The organism is Actinomyces qiguomingii, from assembly GCF_004102025.1.
GTDB classification, from domain to species: Bacteria; Actinomycetota; Actinomycetes; order Actinomycetales; family Actinomycetaceae; genus Actinomyces; species Actinomyces qiguomingii.
Genome location: NZ_CP025228.1, coordinates 2,705,741 through 2,724,042, shown reverse-complemented (window position 1 = coordinate 2,724,042; position 18,302 = coordinate 2,705,741). Strand labels below are relative to the sequence as shown.

The window sequence follows — 18,302 nt, the reverse complement described above, 5'->3', positions numbered from 1 at the left end:
CACACGCGTCCCCATCACAACTCACCCCCAGGCAGGTCCAGGCGCAGGTACTCGGCCGCCGCCACCGCGGAGGCATCACCCTCACGGGCCAGCTGGGTCAGCATCTCCCGCACCCGCCGAGGCGATATCAGCGCATCAGCCAGTGTCATCAGCGCCGATCCCATCCACCCCGATGGGGCCACCAGCTCGCAAACCATCCCCGGCACACCGTCGCCACCCTCGGCGTCGTCGGCGCCGGTGCCGTCCGTGACCGTGGTGGCCTGCCCGCCAGGGGTCAGCACCATCCGCAGATGAGCATGCGGCACGGCATATATCCGCTCAGCAGCCGCATCCGTCTCATGCTCGACCGCCCTATCGACGATCCGCGCGGCCGCCGCCAGCACCTCCTCGACTCCACCGTCCTCGTGATCGGTGTCCTCACGGGCGGTCTCCGGGGTCGGCGCCGATGCCGCAGCGCCGCCACCACCTGCCGGACCATACGGGACGGCAGCAGCGCCCACATCCGCCGGGGCGGGCCCGTCACCGGCCATGATCATCAGGACGGCGCCCAGGCCACCCAGGCCCAGGGCCAGCAGCGACAGCCCCGACATCACCGGCGCACGGCCCGTGACAGCCAGCCACGCCTGCACACAGCCGACCAGCACGCCGACGCACAGCAGGCACGCCCCCACCGCGATCCTCCGCTCCACACTCATCGCACCATCGCCTCCTCACGGGTGGCTGCGGAGGCAATGCGGGCCAGGTACTCCACGCACGGGCACGGCTCGCCGGCCATGTGGTGGTAGCCGTCGCACCGGTCATCAGTGCACCCGCACCGGTCACCCGGCCACCGGGCAGTGTCAGGACCGCAGTGGTGGGCCACGTACTGGCGCACAGTGATCCCCTCAGCGGCGATAGTCGCGCGGGCGGCGCGAGACAGGCCAGACACACGAGCAGTCATCGGGCCGGCACCTCCTTCACAGCGTTGTCGTCGGTCGGGGCCAGGCGGAGCACGGCGCGCACCACGTCGACCAGTCGACGTCTTTCCGCCTTGTGGCGGGCCTTGTAAGATTGGGTTCGAGCCATCGGTTTTCCTTTCACTTGCTTGGCTCACCGGCCGCCGGCAGATACGTTGCTGGCGGCCACTCTTTTCTTGGTCAGATGGCGTAAAGGCGTCGCCGGCGACGGCGAGACGAAGACGCCAGACGCGCGGGCACAGCGAGGCGACCAGACCGAACCATGTCAGTGACCGCGTCGATGTCCTCCTGCCTCGCAGCAGCAGCACGACGGGCCTCAGCAGCCGCAGCAGCCGCCTCCACGCGGGCCTGCCTGTAGGCATCCAGATCCGCACGACGCACACGCCACGGCCCCCGCTCACTCAGCTGATAGGCCGGCAGCACGCCCGACGAACACAGCTCCGTCACCCGCTGCCGCGAGCAACCGAGCACCTGGGCGACCTGCACCGTCGTCAGATCCGGCTCCAGAACCTCACTCACCGCACCTCACCCCCATCCGGGACGTCACTGGTGGGGTGGGCGGGGCCGGCGCAGCTACGAGACACCAGCCCCGCCCCGCACCCAGCGCCGCACAACCGGCAGGAGTCAGGCCGGCCGACGGCGGTGTGCACCTCCTCGGCGGTCTTATCCCCATTACCCCGCGACGACGCCGGGCCCTCAGCCGCCACGTCGCCGCTCACCGAGGAGGCGGCAAGATTTTCCCGACCCGGGGTCGGGGCCTCCTCGGTAGGCTCCGAAGCACCAACCGACCCGCCGGCATCGGAGCCGACGGCGGAACCCACCGAGGAGGAGTCATCGTGGACGCGTCTCTCGCCATTGATGCCGTCAGTACCAGCATCGGCGCCGGCGGCCTGCTGATCGCGACCCTCGCCAATCGTCGAGCGAAGCAGGCCAACCGACAGGCGGAGATTGCCAACGATCTTGCCGCGCGTAGCCTCGCCAAGGCCGAGGAGGCAAATCGCATCGCTGAACAGGGAAACCAGATAGCAGGCGACGCGAACGCGGTCGCACAACGGGCGCTGGCCGCACAGGCGGACACCGTCAAGTACTGCTGGCGACTCAAGATCGACAGCGACCTTGCCGTACTCGCTGTCAACGACAGCGCTCACACGGCGCACCAGGTGACCGTCATCGTCGACCGTGACGGCCACGTCGAAGCAAGAGCTCAAGCCGATCACTGCCCGGCTTTCGGTGAGCTCCCACTCGACCTCACGAGCCTGATCGAGCAGGAGATCGAACAGGAACGACGGGCCGCCGCCGCAAGGGCATGTGCCCCCGACGGAATGGTCTTCATCGGCAGACAAGCCCGCCGCATCAAACTTCGGGTCACGGTCAACGCCGTCACCGACGCCGGAGTGCCGCACAGCGACGTCAGCGAGGAGATCCTCGCCATAACCGACAAGACGGCCAAGGTCGCCCGGAAGCGCTGACATCACGCGACCTCCTCGTCGCCGGCGAGCCGGCGCGATCACAGCGGGCTGAGTCTCCGAGCGGTCTCCGTCCGCCGCTGCCGGCGACTCGGACTTCCCAGCCGGCCCGGTCTCACCAGCATCTGGGGCCTCCGTCGTCTGCTCCTGCTGCTGGCGCTCCAGTTCCCGTCGAGCATCCGCATCACGCGACAGGGTGACCAGATAGTTGTCGATTACTCCTTGCAGCCAGCCCACCGTCTGGGCGGCCCCGGAAACCTGCTCATCAGTCGCCGTCCCCAACTCGAGCATCGGCAGCTTCGGCTCCTCCGACACCTTGAGACGTCGGGACTCGCCTAGCTCCTCATCCCACACAGACATCACGCCACCTCCTCGTCGGAGGAGCGGTGCGTGGCCGGGTCCTCGTCACCGGACAGGTGCCGGGCCGCATCCTCCAAAGACCAGCACGAATCGCACGCCTGCTCGTGGGCCAGCAGAGCCTCCGCCGGCACACCCGCGAGCGCAGCACCCACACGCTCGACCGCGGCGATGCCTTGCGCCTCGACGGCGGGGGACGGGCCGGAGGCGGCCACGGATTGCGGACGCCTGCTGCGCCGCAGTAGTTCCCATCCAGGCACGCCGAGGGCATCACCGATAGCCACGAGCTCGCCGACCTTGAGGTCGGCATGCTCGTTCAGCCGCAGGGACAGGTACGGGCGTTTAAGCGACACTTCGTCCGCGAGCGCGGTCCCCGTGATGCCACGGCGCGCCATCTCGGCTCGGATCTCGGACGCGACCGACATCATTCCTCCTCCCGTTCGCGATTGCGAACACCTGAAAGAATGATGCTCGCAATCGCGAACGTTGTCAAGAGGGATTGCCAGGCGTGTTCGCATGTGAGAACATCACGATATGGGTAGCAGGTCGATTGAGCAGCACCCGGCCGATGTGAGGGTGTCTGAGGCGCTCGGAGGCGCACTGGAAGACAGCGGGATGAGCTTGCGTGAGCTCTCGCGCAGGTCTGGTGTGCGGCTTACTCGTCTCGGCGACGTGCTCCGCCGTGGTCGAGCGATGACAGTAGGCGAGCTGGAAGCCATCGCGGGAACGCTCGGCCTTGATCCGGTGGAAGTGCTGCGCGAGGCGCAGGAGAGAGCCCGCGAGCGCGAGCGTGCCCAGGTCGTGCAGCTGGGGGAGCGTCGTCCTGATTGGCCGGAGGAGCTGCCGCCGGAGTGGGAGCTGGCAGCGCAGATCCAGCCCGGGGCGGATGAGGAGCTGGCGGAGACGACCGGCTGGCGTGACGACCTTGGTGAGGAGTCCCAGGACATCCCCTACGAGGAGGACTGACGAATGGGCGGCGATGATGCGGCTCGTCACGCTGACAGGACGTGCCCGGCCTGGGACAATGGACCTGTGCCGGCTCGCGTCCGAGAGGAGGTGAACGACAGATGGCGTTTCCACTCAACCTCACGTCCGTACTGACAGGCGTGACCCCGAGCCAGCTGAGGAGCTGGCGTGACAAGGGGTTGCTCGTGCCCGAGGTGAAGCCCAAGCGGCCGCCCTTGTACTCCCTGCGAGACCTGATCGCCCTGCGCTCCATCGCCCGCCTGCGCAACGAGATCTCCCTACAGAAGATCTCCGCCGCCTTCGAGAACCTCGATGTGCTGGACATGGCCGAGCACCCGTCTGCCTACCGGTTCGGCACCGACGGCACCACGATCTTCGTCGAAGCTCCAGATGACCAGGGCGTCTACGACATCCTCAAGTGCCCGGGGCAGAAGGACATGTTCACCTTCGAGCAGCTCGCCGAAGCATTTGAGAACTTCCGCGGCGACAAGGTCGTCGACCTCCGCCGCCCGGCTGAGCACATCGAGGTCGACTTCGGGCGGATGGGAGGCTGGCCGACAATCGCCAGCACCCGCATCCCCTACGACACGATCGCCCAGGTCATCGACGGCGAGGAGATCACCGTCGACAACATCAGCGACTACTACCCGGCCGTCACCGCCGAGGCCGCCGCCGACGCCGTCGCCTTCGACGCCAAGGTCAGGAGCGTCGCGTGAGACCAGCAGAACTCTGGTTCTACATAGACGAGAACATCGCCGACGGCGTTCACAAGACCCTCGCGAGCGTCTACCGCGTACACCGCTTCCGCACGCCGAAGGATGAGGGCCTCACCGGCGGGGTCAAAGACATCCAGCTCTTCCACGACCTCGCCCTGAGAGGCTTTGACGCCATCATCACCATGGACGGCCGCCAACTGGAGAACCAGGACGAACGCGACGCCCTCGCCGCCAACAACCTGCACTGGATCGGCTTCAACATGCCCACCACCAGAGGCGCAGACGCCATCGCCAGGCAATCGGCCACAATCCTCGCAGGGATGCCCTACGTCCTCGACCACTGGGCCAACAAGCCCACCGCATACCACCTACCCGACCTGCCCGGCACCCCACCAGACATCGAGCCTCTCTGACCCAGTAGCCGCGAGCGCCGCGCCGACGCTTGTAACCGAGGTACTACAAGCGTGGACGATATTCGTGTCCGAGGTCGCGGCTAGCATCCCCGCTCGTGAGACCAACGATGGACACCCTGCTCGCCGCCGCTGACAAGCAGCAGGTGTTCGTGCGGTGGCTGAACATGCCGGAGGGGTGGCGCGGCGCCTACCATCTCCCGTCACGGACCATCTACCTGCGCAAGGGCATGGACGAGTGCGCAACCGTGCCCACCCTCATGCACGAGCTGGCCCATGCCTCCCGTGGGGATGACGGCCACCAGACCCGCCCCGTGGAGGCCCGCATAGACCGCCAGGTGGCCTGCCGTCTTATCACCTCCGGCGCCTACCGAGATGCCGAGGCCCTGGTGGGTCCGCACCCGGGGGCTCTGGCCGTCGAGCTCGACGTGCCCAGATGGGTCGTGGTCGCCTACCGCGAGACACTGCGCCGTCACAAGATCGTTGCCTAGAGAGCTGCCAAAACCACACGGGAGCGCCGGACGCAGCGCAAAGATAAGGACACCACTGCACACATAGATCGCCGCCCCTTCCCGATTTGGGAAGTGACGGCGATCCGCCGCTTTATTCACTGGTCGAATAGGGTCGGCGGCTCGTGCGGGTGGTGCACATCAATTACTCGCAGAATCCGATAGCGGCGGCGAGCCCTTTTATGCTTGGGCGGATAGACGATCTCTACGACCGCGTCAATCTCGTCATCGGCCTGGAAGGAGGTGGCATGTGATGCCACGTCGCCGAGGAAGTCATCATCTTCGACCATTGCGGTGAATTCTGCAGGAAGCCCGCTGACGGAATCGGTGGTTTCGAAGCGCCATGGCCCATCATCGAACGACAACCTGAGCACCTTCAAGCGCATCTGCTTCACCTCCATGGTCTCACTTTCAAACTCCGGGAGAGGCTCGAAGAAGGCACGGTCCGCCGCAGTAACCTCCTCCGGGTCATCTGCGCCTACAGTCACGGAGGTGACTCCCGGCCGAGTAGTCGGGCGTGTGAAGTCACGCGCGCCGTTGATGAAGACGTTCGAGGACGAGATGTTTAAGACGATGCCCGGCTCCGTGATTTGTTCACCGTCATCCAGCGTTGCGGTCTGCATGCCCTTGCCGACATCCTGGCGTTCTACGATCTTGCGTCCCCGTAGCTTCTTCAATACAGCAAGAGGCTTCTTGATCAGGGAACCGAAGGTTACCCCGGTAATTCCTACCGCGGCACCAAGCGCGGCGACATCCTCACTTAGGAACCACTGCTTCACAGCCTCAACCCAGGTGAGGTCCATCGTCAAAACAAGCTCGGTGGCAAATGAACCGTGTTCGGTCGCGGTCACCCGCAAGTCGATGTTCTCAGCCTTTGGGGCAGCCTCCTGGACAACCGCCTGCACCATCTGCGAGTACCCCATGAGTGCGCGCCCGTAGTCGCCGGCTGTCATCGTGCCGTCGTCAACAGCTTCCCCGTGGAAGGCGAAGACGACCTGTTCCTTGTACGTCTTCTTGACCATGCTCCGATCCTCCCAGACCCCACCGACATCATCAGTGTCTAGAACCGGCTGTTCCTCTGCGGACGACTGGGGCGGCGACGATGCGGGAGCCATAAGGAGACCTCGGGGGAGTGCACGGGCTCCGTGAGTGTTCACGGTTGAGTGACCGCATACTAACGGCCTCCTTCGTCGCTTGACGTCAGTTTGAACTACGCGGTCAGGCCGCTGTGATCCCCGCGGGGGCCTCCACCACCGTGATCTCATCTCCCGCGAGCGCGTCGGTGAGGGTGGTCAGCTGGGCTTGCAGGGCGGCCATTTGAGCGGCGAGGGCGGCCGCGTCCAGGCCCGCCTCGGGCTGTGCGGGGGCGGGCTCGGGCGGGGTGGCGTAGGTGGGGGAGGTGATGTTGACGATGGCCTCGGCGGCGTCGGTGGCGGCGGCGTAGGCGTCGGGTGTGAGGTGGCCGTAGGTGTCTACGGTGGTGGTGATGGACTTGTGGCCGAGGCGGCGTTGGACGGCGATTATGGGGACGCCGGCGCCGAGCAGGAGGCTGGCGTGGGTGTGGCGCAGGTCGTGGACCCTGGGAGTCTTGGTCAGGCCCGCTTCCCGGGCGCGGGCGAGGGCGGGCCTCCACACGCGTGTGGAGAAGTGCTGGGACTGGATGCGGGCGCCGTTGCGGCTGGTGAACACGAGGGCTTCGGCGGGGCGGCCGGCGGTCATGTCGCCCAGCTGGCGGGCGAGCGGGCGGGGCAGTGCAATGGTGCGGGTGGTGGCGCCCTTGGTGCCTCCCAGGTAGACGCCCTTGTCGCCCTTCTTCCAGGCCCGGCAGATGCGGGCGGTGGGCGGGGCGGCGGTCAGGTCGAGATCTGCGACCTGCAGGGCGGTAGCCTCGCCGAAGCGGGTACCGGTGCCGGCGAGGAAAGACACCAGGGGCCGCCAGTAGGGGTCCACGGCGTCGATGAGCAGGCCGAGCTCATCACGGGTCAGGAAGGTGGTGGAGGCACCCTTGACATCGTCGGACGGCACCCGCACGCCCTGGGCGGGGTTGGCCTGGATCAGGCCCTCCTCCACGGCAGTCTTCAAGCACTGGGACAGCAGGCGCTGAGCCTCCCGGATCGTCTTGGACGACAGCGGCCGGGACGCCGCGCCCTGGGTGCGGGGGCGTGCCTGCGTGGCGCGCATAGCCCCGACCCAGGCGACCACCACCTGCCGGGTGATCTGGGTCAGCAGCAGCGACCCAAGGGGCCCATCCAGGTACCGGCGGTACTGGCTGCGGTAGCCGGCCACCGTGCCCGGCGTCGCATACGTGCCCACACGCTCCAAATAGGCGGAGAACCAGACGCGCAAAGTAGGCACCTCACGCTCGGCATCGGCCGCGTCCAGGGCCGCGAGCGCGGCGGGGCCGCCCAGTGCGGAGACGAGGTCGCAGAAGGACTCGGCAGCAGCACGGGTGGGGAAGGACTCCTGGTGCTTGGAGGAGGGGTCCCCGGGGATGAGGGGGAAGCGAACCGAGTAGCGGGTGGTGCCGTCGGCGCGGCGGCGGGCGGACACTACGGGCCGGCGGCGGCGCGGGGCGAGTGCCGTCGGCGCGGGGGAGGCGGGCATGGTGGCTCCTGTGCCATGAGGGTGCCCTAAAGGCCCCGGACGACGGGACTTTCGGACACCGTTCGGACACCGCACGCCAGCGCCTTACGTACCGACCGCCACTATTCGTTGCAATAGCGGCGTTTCGTGATGGGGTGGCTGACGGGGCTTGAACGCACCGGGCCGACACCAGCCGACGATAGCACGCGAGGACTTTCGCGCGGAATGACGCAGACACGATAACCGGAGACGACAGGTCATGCCACCCCGAACCAGCGGATTTCGGACACCGGTGTCCGAACGAAGCAACGGCCCCTCCCACCCCATGACGGGGCAGAAGGGGCCGAAGACCGAGAGACGTCAGAGGTCGTCCGCGAGCGCGGGCGGGATCTCTGGCTGGATGGGGGCGGGTGTGCCGTCGGGGATGAGCGCCAGGCAGTCGTGTCCCCAGGTGAGGAGCTGTCGGGCGTAGGCGATGGCGTGCCACCTGTCCCTCTCAGCGTCGTCGCGGGCGTCCACCAGGGCATCCACGCGCGCCTCGGAGGCGGCCAGTGCACGCTCGAGGGAGGAGACTCGCTCGGTGAGGGATTCGACTACGGCGCGCAGTGTGGTTACCTCGGCGCCCTGGCGGGCGAGCTGGTAGTCCTCCCGGTGCATGCGCCGGCTGGTGGACTGTCCGGCCAGGACGCCGGCGAGGCCGACCGCCGCGACGATGATCGGGGTGATGATTGCCGGGTCAGTCACCGGTCCCACCGCCCGAGCCTGACACCGGGGTGCCGTCGTCATCATCCACCGGCGTGCCCACGATAGGGGCCTCGTAGACGCCGCCCGTGTGGATGGCGGCGAGGACGAGCGCGGCGACGGCGAGCACCTGCTCGGCCACCTGCGCCCACGCCTCGGACTGCTCTCCGGTGATGACGCCGAGGGCCGCGAGCGCAGCCAGGATTGCGGCCACCGCAGAGTAGAGCGCTCGACGCCGCTCGGGCGTCAGCCAGGACAGGATGGTGCGGTCCTCGGTGAGTGCTACGTGCTTTCCCATATTGGTGGTCTCCGTTCACTTGGCGAGGAGCTTGCCGGAGTTGGCGTAGGAGCTGTTGAGCATGTGCTGGAGCATGCGGATGGTGTTGGGGCCTGCGATGCCGTCGACCCATTTGTCCCAGTTCGCGCCGTTCAGGTCGGCAGGGCCGCCGGACTGCCGCATCCACTGGGGAGACTTGTGGGCGGACCAGTACTGGAAGGCCTTCCACGTCTTGGGGCCTGCAACACCGTCGGCGTCGAGTCGGGTGGCGCCAGTAAGGGTGCGTAGCGCGCCGGCGGACACGGCCCCGTCGAGGAATCGCTGGAGCCGCTGGTATGCGGCGGCGGCTGGCGTGCCGGAGGTGGTGATGGTGACGCCCATGACCTCCTGTAGGCGGCGCAGGGTCGGGGAGCCGAGCACGCCGGAGATGGCGAGTTGGCGGGCGCCGTCGGTGCCGGTGCGGGCGTCGAGCGCCCGGTCCGCCGCCGAGGAGGTGGCTGCGGGTTTGGCTGGCGTGGTGGCAGTGCTGGTGGTCTTGCCGGCGCGGATCTCGTCCGCCCGCGTGGATAGGCGAGCCAGCTGGGAGTACCAGCGGCCCGGGCACGCCGTGGACATGTAGTCCTGGTGTCCTCGCAGAGGCAGGGGGCCGTGCTCGTCGCGGATGGCGGCGACCAGCTGGGCGACGGACTCGAAGTCGCCCGCGGTCATCTCGGGGCGGCACTCGATGCCGATGCCGCGGGGGTTGCCGGATGCGCCGGCGTGCCACGCACGGTCACGGTCGGAGACGATCTGGGTGCGCCTGCCCGCGCTGGCGACGTAGTGGGCGGAGGTGTTGCCGCCGGAGCGGCACAGGTAGTCCACCACGCCCTGGTGGGACTGCCCGTCCACACCCCAGTGGTGAATGACGATCACGTTGGGGCTACCCGCCGGACGCCCCGCCGAATAGTTCGGAGACTGCTTCACATCGGTGACGGCCTTATTAGGCGAGATAGTAGACATGAGTCCTCCCTTACTTTCTTGAGTTGTGTGGTTGGTGGCGTTGGGGGTCAGGCGGTGGACCAGACGCCCGATACCTTGATTGCGGTGGCGGTCTGGGGGGATCGGACGTGTACGTTGCCGTTGGTGTGGGACACCTCAACCACGGCGCCGCCGGCGACCGGGGGCGTCGCGCCGTGGACGTAGAGCGTGGCGGCCAGCTGCAGAAAACCGAGGGTGCCGTAGACACTGGCGGAGGGCCGCCAGCCGCCAGGCACCACCAGCACGTCCGTGACCCGTGAGGCCGGGACATTGCCCGTGTTGGGCTTCAGCACGCCCCAGCACATGACGAGTATGCCGGTCCGCCTCAGCCAGAGACGACTACCCGACCAGGAGCCGGCACCGGACACCGTGGTCGCCGCGTAGGCGCCAGGCGTACAGATCGTCCAGGCGGTCCCGTCCCACGACACGAGCTGTTGCAGGTCCGTGCGCCACACCAGCACCGGATCCGCGGCGGATGCGGTCACGCCGGCGGCCGCGAGCCGGGTTACGTGCTGGGTTGCGGCGGAGGCCGACGTGCACGTGGGGATAGAGGGGATGGACAGGGACAGGTCGAGGAGGGATTGGCGGGAGGCCTGGTCGGTGCCGGCGGGGACGGTGTGTCCGCGTGCGTCCTTATAGCTCACTAGGTGCCTCCTCAGGCTCGGGTGCTTCGGTGTGGGCGGTGGTGTCGGCGATGATGGCGCCGCAGATGGGGCATACGGTCCACCCGCCGGCGGCAGTAGCCGTGTTCATCATTCGGGTGCCTCGGTTCTCGGCGTTATTGGGTGGTTTGGTAGGTGAGGGTGATGGACATTGACTGGCCGCGGCCGCCGACGGCGCCGTAGTCGGAGCCGACCATGGCGAGGCCCTTGCCTGCGAGGAGTCTGGGGGCGAGGGCGGTGATGTTCAGGCGGGAGGTGCCGGTGCCCGTGATGCTGACGGAGGCGGTGGATCCGGACGGGGAGGGGCCGGTGCTGGTGCGGTCGGCGGCCTGGACGGTGGCGGTCCAGGTGCCGCGGTTGGAGCCGTTGCCGGTCAGGGTCAGGGTCGCGGAGGTGATGGCGGTGGCGTGCAGGCTGGTGATTGCGGGCCCGTAGGTGGCCATGCCGCGCAGGGTCCCGGAGGCACCGATGGCGCCCTGGTAGAGGTCGGTACGGCCCCCGTACCGGCTTGTGTTCCACTGGTCCCAGCCCTGGCCGGCCCGGTGCGTGCCGGACCAGTCCGGAGTGACGGTGACGGTGCGGGTGACGGTGACGGGCTGTCGGGATGCGGCGATGGCCTCGGCGGACGGCGGCGTAGGCGTCTCGGTCTTGGGTGGGGACGCGGGGCCGAGCACGTGCACTGGGCGGCCGGTCTCGGTGTCCATGAGCACGTGGGCGGTGGTCACGCCTGTCCAGACGGAGGCTGTGGCAGGGAGCGTGACGGCGCCGGAGTCCAGCAGTGCCACGGTCACGGTGCGGCCGTCCTCGGCGACGCCGACGACGGTGGCCACCATGACCTGGGACCTGTCGGACCCGGACCTGGGGACCTGGTCCGCCGGGGCGGCGTCGAGCGCGTCCAGTATCTGCATACCGCGGTCTCCTCCCGGTCAGGTGTCGATCGCGACGTCGACGCGGGCGGCGCCCGTGTAAAGCAGCGGCAGCTCCACGGCGGCGACACGGCCCCACAGCTCTACCGGGGCCGCGCCGATGACGTCGTGGCTGTACAGCCTGACTGGCTCGTCCAGCTGCAGGGACGGGTCCGGCGCCAGCTCGACCGGGATGGTCGTCGCTCGCCGGATGGAGGAGGCGAGCATCGTCTGCGCACTCCTGGCGGCGATCGCCTGCGACGTCACCAACGGGCTGGACCAGAAACGTGTGACGATCCCGTACGGGCCTGTCACTGACAGGGGGCCGCTGGTTTGGGACGCGACTGCCTGGAAGGTGGGCCGGCCGGCATCGTCAGTGTCCTGCCCACGGGCGACGACCCGGTTGTAGACCTGCTCCCGGGTCCATGACCGCTTCACCCCGATGACGGTGCCGTCGACACCGTCCGTGAGCACCCGCACGGGCGCCGTAGTGATCTCATCAGCGGGCGGCAGCAGGTACAGGACGCCGTCACGGCCCTCACGCAGGCGGGCCGGCCACGCATCCGCGATCTCGTACACGGCGTCGATCCGCGACTCGCCCCACGACATGGACGACGGACATGCGCGGTCCGTCAGGGCCTCGTCGATGACCACGCCCATCTGCGTCCCGATTAGGCGGCGGATCTCCGAGGCCAGGGTGCCTCCGGTGCGGGGCACGGTCAGGGACACCAGCCGGTTCTCCTCCGTCCTGTGGAGCAGGCTCTTGGCCGACACGGTGACCGTGTCGGTGTCGGTTTCCGAGGAGATGATGATGAAGCGACCGGCGGGCTCGGTGTACTCGGATCCGTCGACCAGCGACGTGACAGTGACGGTAACTTGCAGCTCCTGCCCGAAGCACGCCAGAGGCGCCTCGGGATGATCAGGGGTGAAGTCACGGGCATTCTCGGCCTCGCTGGCGGCCCCGTACCGGGGCACGGTCAGAGATAGCGTGCCCTGCACCTGTTGCCCCACCGTCCAGGACACCGACCCGCCGGCCACTGGAACCTGCCCGAGCCACTGCGATCCCAGCCACGAGTCCACGCGCGCGGAGTAGGTGTAGGCGCCCGTCAGCAGCCCCTCCGGCAGGCTCATGCCCCGACCTCCTGCCACAGCACGCGGTCGAATTCGTCCCAGGTGCCGGCCGCGGCCGGGATCTGCGCCCAGGTCAGGCCGGCGGCGTCGACGTCGTCCCATACTGAGGTCGGCACCAGCACGTTCGGCTCCGGCACCGACACGATCGCTCCTTTGAGCGTCCAGATCCGCTCCGCTACGTCCAGCCGGCCCGTCCGGGCGTGAGACACGCTCGTGAGCGCCATGACCGTCACCAGAGGCACATCGCACGTCCCCCACCGGCACTGCCAACAGCGTGCGGGGTTGTGAAACAGTGCCACCACCGCCGGGCGGGCCGCGAGCGCCAGCATCGCTTCCGTGTCGGCAGGGGTGGTGCGCGTGGTCAGGGAGATGGTGCCCGCCCCCATGGAGGGGGCGAACACGGCCACCGGGGTGGGGCGGCCGGGGACCTCGTGCAGGGTGACCCTGGGGTCGGTCTCGCGGGCGTCGTCTCCCTGCCACAGCAGGTCCACGGCGCCGCCGCCGGTGATGTCGGTCAGCAGCGAGCGCCCGGCCCAGGGGCGCCGTACCGCGGCCGATGCGGCCTGGCCGCCGTCCCAGGTGGCCCGGTAGGTGACCGGGGTGTTAATCGGGCAGATTGGGTCGCCTAGGACCACCTGGGTGCCGTCGGAGGTGCGGGCGCCCGCACGCACCGCCCATGAGTGGCCGGTGGTGTGTCCGGTGACCGTGTACGGGGCGCCGGCCGGGACGGTGCCGGCCTCCACCACCACCTGGATGATGGGTGCCTGACCGGCAGGTACTGACGCCAGGACACCCATCAGCGGCTCCTCCCGGTGAGCTGCGCCCGCCGACGGGCCGCGGCCGTAGAGACCGTCTCAATGTGGGCGTCCAGGGCGGTGCGGTCGTCCAGGACCAGGCGGACGTCGGTACCGTCCAGGGAGCTGGCGAGGTCGGCGCCGCGGTCCGCGAGCGCGGTCAGCGTGTTCCACTGGCTGCGGGTCAGGATCGCCTCGGGGCCGCGGGTGGCGTTTACGGCGAGCGTCAGCCCCTCGGGGAGGACGCCGCCGGTGTCGAACGTTTTGGCGATTCGCCCGACGGTCGGGGAGCCCCAGATCGCGATCTCACGGGCGGAGGCGCCCACATGCGGCTCCTCGATCATCTTCCCGCCGCCGGAGTAGATCGCCACGTGGTGGGCCGGGTTGCCCCAGAACAGCAGGTCGCCAGCAGTCTTCTTGTCCCAGGAGATGGGCTTGGCCTTGGCCTGGTAGCCGGCGGCGGTCAGCCGCGGCCAGTTCCAGCCGAGGCCCCTTGCTGCATAGTAGACCAGGCCGGAGCAGTCCAGCCCCGGCGGGATACTGGAGCCGCCCCACACATAGGGGGTGCCCAGGTACTTGCGGGCCTGGCCGGGCAGTCCACCCGTGGAGGTCACCCCGTCAGAGCCGCGTTTGAACCACTGCGCGATGGAGTCGAACCATTTACCGGGCATCGCCTTGATCACCTGCTCCCACATGCTGTCTCCCATTGTGGCCAGCAGAGCTTTGGCGGGAGCGGTTACCAAGCTGGCTATCGCGCCGAGCGGGTCGGCCAGGATGTCTGCGACGGCGGACGCCGTATCCTTCAGCCAGTTCTTGGTGCTGTCGAAGCCAGATTTGAGAGCGCCCCAGATACCGCCTTCCTTGAAGGCTACTTGCCCTTTCTTACCGCCGCGGTCTCCGACGGTGGCCAGGCCGGCCCCGCGGGAAGCGTTGACAGCGTCCAACCAGGGCTTGCCACCAAGAGCGCGTAGGGCGTCCGGGCGAATAATCCCCTCACCACCAGACAGCCGTAGTGCCCCGCCACCGTCCGGGCTGAAAAATGTATAAACATCCCGCCCGGGCGTGTAGCCGGGGGTCATGGTCTGGAATACTCCACCGGTCGCATATCCGGCGATCGGGGTGACGGACGGCATCCGCAGGGACAGGCCGACTTTGCTGGCGATCGAGTCGAAGGCCTTTTTAATGCCGTTCGTGTAAACGGTTTTGATCACGAAGTTGACCGGTTTGGCGGCATACTCCTTGACCTTGTCCATCGCGGCCTTGACCGCGTCCCGCAGAGTAGTGAAAGCACTCTTAACCGAGTCGGCGAAGGACTTGATTTTAGGCAGGATCGTGTTCGTCAGAGTGTTCGCCACCGTCGTGATCGCGGTCTTAATGCCGTCCCACACCGGTTTGACGACGTTGTTGTACAGCCAGGTGAAGATCGGCCCCAGCGTGCCGTTAATGAAGTTGCGCAGCGCCATCAGCACCGTCTTGATAGAGGTCCACGCAGTGGCGATGGTGGTTCTAATGCCGGCCCACACCGGTTTGACGACGTTGTTGTACAGCCAGGTGAAGATCTTGCCGAGCTGGTCTCGGACCACGATCACGACCGCGCCGATGATGGCCGCAATGGCCGTACCGACTGCCTGAATGAGCGTCTTAATACCGTTCCACGTCGGTTTGACAATGTTGTTGTACAGCCAGCTGAAGATGTTGCCGACGGCCTGGATCGCGGCCTGAATCGCCGGCGCCACCGTGCCGCTGATGAAGTCCGCCACCGTGGAGATCGCGCTCTTCACCTTTTCCACTACGGGTTTGACCGTGGTCGCCCAAAAGCCCTGCACCGCCGGGACGACGGTGCCGGTAACCCAATCCACCACGGCGCTAATGGTGTTCTTGACGGCCTCGAACGCGGTCGTGACGACTTTCCGGAACGTCTCGCTCTTCTGCCACGCCACCGCAATACCTGCGGCCAGGGCAACCAGAGCGATGACGATCAGGCCAATCGGATTCGCATTCAGAGCGACGTTCAGCAATCCCTGGGCTATGGACCAGGCGGTGGTGGCGATCTTGATCGCGGTGATGGTGGTCTTCCAGGTCACCAGGGCGCCCACGATGATGCCCACTGCGGCCTCATTGTCCAGGATCGCCGATGCGAGGTCGATCGCCCATTTCAGCAGCGGCAGGCCCACCGACAGCAGTCCGTCCAGCAGACCCGGCAGGACCGGGAGCACCACCTGGGCGACGTCGGCCAGCAGATCCGCCAGCACCGGCAGAGCGCCCGCGAGCGCGTCCCCGAGCGTGGCCGCCACATCCACCAGTGCCGGCCCCAGGATTGCCAGGACGTCGGAGATGACCGGCAGCACCGTCTGGGCCAGTGAGGTCAGGGACGGGGTGATCGCGGTGATCGCCTGAGCCAGGGTGTCGCCCATGACGGCGGTCAGATCCCCGATGGTGGACAAGACCGTCTTCGCCGGCTCGGCCAGGCCGCCCATGACCGACCCGATGGCCTCGACGGCGCCGCCGAGAGCGTCACGCAGCTCCGGGGATGCGGCGACCATGGAGGTGATCAGGCCCGCCACCACGCCCACGGGGCCGGACATGGTCGGGATCATCTTGCCGATGAGCGGGATGCCATTGGCCCATTGGGACAGCAGGCCCGCGCCGGCACCGAGGGCCGGCAGCAGCGTGGACACTAAAGTCCCGGAGCCGATGCCGTCCAGGGCATCCTTCGCCCCAGACAGTGCCCCAGACAGCCCCTCCATGAAAGGGCCCGCGGTCTCCTTGATGCGCTCGACCGCGCCGGCCACCTTCTCAGACAGGGTCGCCCCGACACTTTCCAGCACGGGCTTGACCAGGCTGGTGACCTGGTCGGCCACCTCGATAACGCCACCGAGAGAGGACCGGATGGCGGGCATGATCGGCTCGAACGCCGCCGCGCCGAGGCGTCCGAGGGCGGCGTAGGTGTTGGACACCGCGCCGCGCACCGTGTCCGCGGATGCCAGGGCGGCGCCGGCAGAGTTCGCCTGCACCGCCTTCAAAAAGTCGTCGGAGGAGACCAGGCCGGCGGAGATGTCGGACTGGATCTGCTCCAGGGTGACGCCGGACTCCTCCGCCAGCCACTGGAAAATCGGGATACCCCGGTTCGCCAGCTGGTACATGTCCTGCGTCTGCACCTTGCCCTTGCTGATGACCTGGTTGAACACCAGGCCCACGTTCTCCAGGCTGTCGCCGGACAGGGTCGCGACGTCCGCGATCGAGGACAGGTAGGAGGTCAGCTGCTCGCCTTGCTTGACGCCGGAGGCGACAGCCGACGCCGCGATAGTGGCGGCGTCGCCCAGCCCGAAGGCAGTGCCCCGCACCGAGTCCAGGGCGGAGTCCATGATGGAGGACACCGAGTCGGCGTCATGCCCCAGTCCCCGGAGCTTGGCCTGCGCGTCCTCAATACTCAGCGCCCGGCTGATGCCGCCCTTGATGGCGATACCACCCACAACGGTGGCCACCGCACCCGCAGCGGACGCCGCCGACTGCGCCAGGGCCTTGACCGCCTGCCCGGCCACGGACGCCACCTGCTTAAGGCCGGAGATCCCAGCCGAGGCCATAGTCCCCAGAGCCGTCTTGACAGCATGTGCGGCCTGCGCCAGCTTGCCCAGGGCGGTGTCACCAGACGCCGCCTGAGTGCGCAGCTCGCCCAGACCCGTACGCACCCCCGCGAGCGCGGAGCGCACGCCGTCCAGGTCACGGGCAGCGCCCGCCTTGACCAGCTCCACCCCAGACGCCGCAGTACGCTTCAAGCTCGTGAGCGTGGACGTCGTCTCCCCGGTCCGCCTGCTCAGAGCCTCCTGGGCGGTGGCGGCCTTGGCGGTCGCCTCCTCCAGGGTGGAGCGTGCCCGAGTCAAGGCGGCGGCAGCCTTATCCGCCTTCGCGTCGGCGGCAGCCGCCCCCTCCCGCGCCTTCGTCAGGTTCTGCTCGGCCTTCGCAATCGCCGCCTCATCGCCCGATGCCCGAGCCTCAGCCAGCGCCTCCTCAGCCCTGGTGACCTTCTCAGAGGCGGCGACCTCGCCCGCCCGGGCCTCCTCGACCTCCTTGGACGCCTTGGTGACCGCCTCCTGCGCGGAGGTCACCGCAGCGGCCGCGGTCTCGGCCTCGCGGCGCAGCCTCGGGGTGGACTTGCCCAGCGAGTCCGCCAGGTCGTTGGACACATCCTTCCCCAGGGAGGACGCCGTCTTGCGGAAGTCCGAGCTGAAGGTGGTGGCGGCCTTATTTGCGGCCCCACCCATGGAGGAGGTCACCTCAGTGGTGACCCGCTTCCCGAAGCCCTTGAGCGAAGGCGCCACGTCCACGAAGACAGTACCGGCCTGATACGCCACCCAGACCACCCTCCCCTACGGTCAGGGCCACACATCGGGTGGCCGGGTCAGTCAAGAGCTTCGAGAGCGTGCGGTGTCATCTGCGCGATCAGGTCACGCAGACTGTCCGCCTCCAGGCGAGCCATCGCCCGAGCGACCGCCGACGGGCCCGGGCGCGGATACCTCGGTGGCTTCCGCTTCCGGTCCGTCAGCCCCGCCGCGATCAGGTCATAGATGTCCGCGAGCGCAGCCAGGACGGCGGTGTAGTCGCGCGGTGAGACGCTCTTGCGGGTGTCCCCGGTGTCGGGGGCGTTGGCGAGGGCCTGGGCCAGTTCCTCCGCTATCTGCTCGTCCTGGGTCATGGCGACCCAGGTGCGTGAGGTGGACGGCAGCTGGCCGATCAGGTCGATCAGCTGCCGCCACCTGTGCTGCGCCGCCGCGGCTCCCAGGTCCACGCCGTAGTACTCGTGGAGGTCGGCGC

21 protein-coding genes are annotated in these 18,302 nt (G+C 68.1%); 5 read left to right on the top strand and 16 right to left on the bottom strand.

The genetic code is table 11. From position 1 onward, the window contains the following. Window positions 1-14 precede the first annotated feature (14 nt). The 4 genes from CWT10_RS11455 to CWT10_RS11445 form a co-directional block, all read right to left on the bottom strand. The gene (locus CWT10_RS11455) at window positions 15-695 is read right to left on the bottom strand and encodes a hypothetical protein (RefSeq protein WP_103061563.1); all 681 of its coding nucleotides are present in this window, start codon (window positions 693-695) and stop codon (window positions 15-17) included. Next, a complete protein-coding gene (locus CWT10_RS11450) occupies window positions 692-940 on the bottom strand; it encodes a hypothetical protein (protein ID WP_103061562.1) in 249 nt (82 codons plus the stop codon). Before CWT10_RS11450 ends, CWT10_RS11455 begins: the two co-directional genes overlap by 4 nt. Next, window positions 937-1,065 (bottom strand): hypothetical protein, encoded by a 129-nt coding sequence (locus CWT10_RS17690; protein ID WP_269843693.1) that lies wholly within the window; start codon window positions 1,063-1,065, stop codon window positions 937-939. Before CWT10_RS17690 ends, CWT10_RS11450 begins: the two co-directional genes overlap by 4 nt. Before the next feature lie 71 nt (window positions 1,066-1,136). Next, entirely contained in the window at window positions 1,137-1,475 is a 339-nt protein-coding gene (locus CWT10_RS11445) for a helix-turn-helix domain-containing protein (protein WP_103061561.1), read from the bottom strand. A gap of 317 nt (window positions 1,476-1,792) precedes the next feature. Between CWT10_RS11445 and CWT10_RS11440 the strand changes: the two genes are divergently transcribed. Next, complete coding sequence (locus CWT10_RS11440; RefSeq protein WP_103061560.1) at window positions 1,793-2,425, top strand: hypothetical protein; 633 nt, start codon at window positions 1,793-1,795, stop codon at window positions 2,423-2,425. Window positions 2,426-2,781: 356 nt separating this feature from the next. Here CWT10_RS11440 and CWT10_RS11435 read toward each other — a convergent pair whose 3' ends face one another. Beyond that, window positions 2,782-3,207, bottom strand: coding sequence for a helix-turn-helix domain-containing protein (locus CWT10_RS11435; RefSeq protein WP_103061559.1), 426 nt, complete (start codon window positions 3,205-3,207; stop codon window positions 2,782-2,784). Between the two features lie 106 nt (window positions 3,208-3,313). Here CWT10_RS11435 and CWT10_RS11430 point away from each other — a divergent pair, with 106 nt between their 5' ends. The 4 genes from CWT10_RS11430 to CWT10_RS11415 all read left to right on the top strand — a co-directional run bounded on the left by CWT10_RS11430 (window position 3,314) and on the right by CWT10_RS11415 (window position 5,362). Then, window positions 3,314-3,745 carry a helix-turn-helix domain-containing protein gene (locus CWT10_RS11430; protein ID WP_103061558.1) on the top strand — a complete coding sequence of 144 codons (432 nt, stop codon included), beginning with the start codon at window positions 3,314-3,316 and terminating at the stop codon, window positions 3,743-3,745. A gap of 101 nt (window positions 3,746-3,846) precedes the next feature. Then, on the top strand, window positions 3,847-4,461 hold the full coding sequence (locus CWT10_RS11425) for a DUF433 domain-containing protein (RefSeq protein WP_103061557.1): 615 nt from the start codon (window positions 3,847-3,849) through the stop codon (window positions 4,459-4,461). After that, window positions 4,458-4,874, top strand: coding sequence for a hypothetical protein (locus tag CWT10_RS11420; protein WP_103061556.1), 417 nt, complete (start codon window positions 4,458-4,460; stop codon window positions 4,872-4,874). The genes CWT10_RS11425 and CWT10_RS11420 overlap by 4 nt, the downstream gene beginning before the upstream one ends. Window positions 4,875-4,969: 95 nt before the next feature. After that, entirely contained in the window at window positions 4,970-5,362 is a 393-nt protein-coding gene (locus tag CWT10_RS11415) for an ImmA/IrrE family metallo-endopeptidase (RefSeq protein ID WP_128683423.1), read from the top strand. A 116-nt stretch (window positions 5,363-5,478) separates the two neighbouring features. On the opposite strand, the gene CWT10_RS11410 is transcribed toward CWT10_RS11415, so the two are convergent. The 11 genes from CWT10_RS11410 to CWT10_RS11360 form a co-directional block, all read right to left on the bottom strand. Then, the gene (locus tag CWT10_RS11410; protein WP_103061554.1) at window positions 5,479-6,402 is read right to left on the bottom strand and encodes an LAPAL motif-containing putative phage structural protein; all 924 of its coding nucleotides are present in this window, start codon (window positions 6,400-6,402) and stop codon (window positions 5,479-5,481) included. A gap of 196 nt (window positions 6,403-6,598) precedes the next feature. Beyond that, window positions 6,599-7,984, bottom strand: a complete 1,386-nt coding sequence (locus CWT10_RS11405) for a tyrosine-type recombinase/integrase (protein WP_103061553.1) — start codon at window positions 7,982-7,984, stop codon at window positions 6,599-6,601. A gap of 339 nt (window positions 7,985-8,323) precedes the next feature. Beyond that, entirely contained in the window at window positions 8,324-8,707 is a 384-nt protein-coding gene (locus CWT10_RS11400) for a hypothetical protein (RefSeq protein ID WP_128683455.1), read from the bottom strand. After that, complete coding sequence (locus CWT10_RS11395) at window positions 8,700-9,002, bottom strand: phage holin (RefSeq protein ID WP_103061596.1); 303 nt, start codon at window positions 9,000-9,002, stop codon at window positions 8,700-8,702. Before CWT10_RS11395 ends, CWT10_RS11400 begins: the two co-directional genes overlap by 8 nt. 15 nt (window positions 9,003-9,017) lie before the next feature. After that, on the bottom strand, window positions 9,018-9,980 hold the full coding sequence (locus CWT10_RS11390; RefSeq protein WP_103061595.1) for a peptidoglycan recognition protein family protein: 963 nt from the start codon (window positions 9,978-9,980) through the stop codon (window positions 9,018-9,020). Window positions 9,981-10,027: 47 nt separating this feature from the next. After that, window positions 10,028-10,642, bottom strand: coding sequence for a hypothetical protein (locus CWT10_RS11385; protein ID WP_103061594.1), 615 nt, complete (start codon window positions 10,640-10,642; stop codon window positions 10,028-10,030). A gap of 134 nt (window positions 10,643-10,776) precedes the next feature. Next, entirely contained in the window at window positions 10,777-11,568 is a 792-nt protein-coding gene (locus tag CWT10_RS11380; RefSeq protein WP_103061593.1) for a hypothetical protein, read from the bottom strand. Between the two features lie 18 nt (window positions 11,569-11,586). After that, on the bottom strand, window positions 11,587-12,696 hold the full coding sequence (locus CWT10_RS11375; protein WP_103061592.1) for a hypothetical protein: 1,110 nt from the start codon (window positions 12,694-12,696) through the stop codon (window positions 11,587-11,589). Next, window positions 12,693-13,493: a hypothetical protein gene (locus CWT10_RS11370; protein ID WP_103061591.1), complete on the bottom strand. Its 801-nt coding sequence runs from the start codon at window positions 13,491-13,493 to the stop codon at window positions 12,693-12,695. The genes CWT10_RS11375 and CWT10_RS11370 overlap by 4 nt, the downstream gene beginning before the upstream one ends. After that, the gene (locus CWT10_RS11365) at window positions 13,493-17,842 is read right to left on the bottom strand and encodes a tape measure protein (RefSeq protein WP_128683453.1); all 4,350 of its coding nucleotides are present in this window, start codon (window positions 17,840-17,842) and stop codon (window positions 13,493-13,495) included. The genes CWT10_RS11370 and CWT10_RS11365 overlap by 1 nt, the downstream gene beginning before the upstream one ends. 47 nt (window positions 17,843-17,889) lie before the next feature. Beyond that, the gene (locus tag CWT10_RS11360) at window positions 17,890-18,276 is read right to left on the bottom strand and encodes a hypothetical protein (RefSeq protein ID WP_103061589.1); all 387 of its coding nucleotides are present in this window, start codon (window positions 18,274-18,276) and stop codon (window positions 17,890-17,892) included. Window positions 18,277-18,302 lie beyond the last annotated feature (26 nt).

Coding starts and splice junctions, on each gene's coding strand:
- CWT10_RS11455 (WP_103061563.1), bottom strand. CDS start 695: ATGAGTGTGGAGCGGAGGATCGCGGTGGGGGCGTGCCTGCTGTGCGTC.
- CWT10_RS11450 (WP_103061562.1), bottom strand. CDS start 940: ATGACTGCTCGTGTGTCTGGCCTGTCTCGCGCCGCCCGCGCGACTATC.
- CWT10_RS17690 (WP_269843693.1), bottom strand. CDS start 1,065: ATGGCTCGAACCCAATCTTACAAGGCCCGCCACAAGGCGGAAAGACGT.
- CWT10_RS11435 (WP_103061559.1), bottom strand. CDS start 3,207: ATGATGTCGGTCGCGTCCGAGATCCGAGCCGAGATGGCGCGCCGTGGC.
- CWT10_RS11430 (WP_103061558.1), top strand. CDS start 3,314: ATGGGTAGCAGGTCGATTGAGCAGCACCCGGCCGATGTGAGGGTGTCT.
- CWT10_RS11425 (WP_103061557.1), top strand. CDS start 3,847: ATGGCGTTTCCACTCAACCTCACGTCCGTACTGACAGGCGTGACCCCG.
- CWT10_RS11410 (WP_103061554.1), bottom strand. CDS start 6,402: ATGGTCAAGAAGACGTACAAGGAACAGGTCGTCTTCGCCTTCCACGGG.
- CWT10_RS11405 (WP_103061553.1), bottom strand. CDS start 7,984: ATGCCCGCCTCCCCCGCGCCGACGGCACTCGCCCCGCGCCGCCGCCGG.
- CWT10_RS11395 (WP_103061596.1), bottom strand. CDS start 9,002: ATGGGAAAGCACGTAGCACTCACCGAGGACCGCACCATCCTGTCCTGG.
- CWT10_RS11390 (WP_103061595.1), bottom strand. CDS start 9,980: ATGTCTACTATCTCGCCTAATAAGGCCGTCACCGATGTGAAGCAGTCT.
- CWT10_RS11380 (WP_103061593.1), bottom strand. CDS start 11,568: ATGCAGATACTGGACGCGCTCGACGCCGCCCCGGCGGACCAGGTCCCC.
- CWT10_RS11375 (WP_103061592.1), bottom strand. CDS start 12,696: ATGAGCCTGCCGGAGGGGCTGCTGACGGGCGCCTACACCTACTCCGCG.
- CWT10_RS11370 (WP_103061591.1), bottom strand. CDS start 13,493: ATGGGTGTCCTGGCGTCAGTACCTGCCGGTCAGGCACCCATCATCCAG.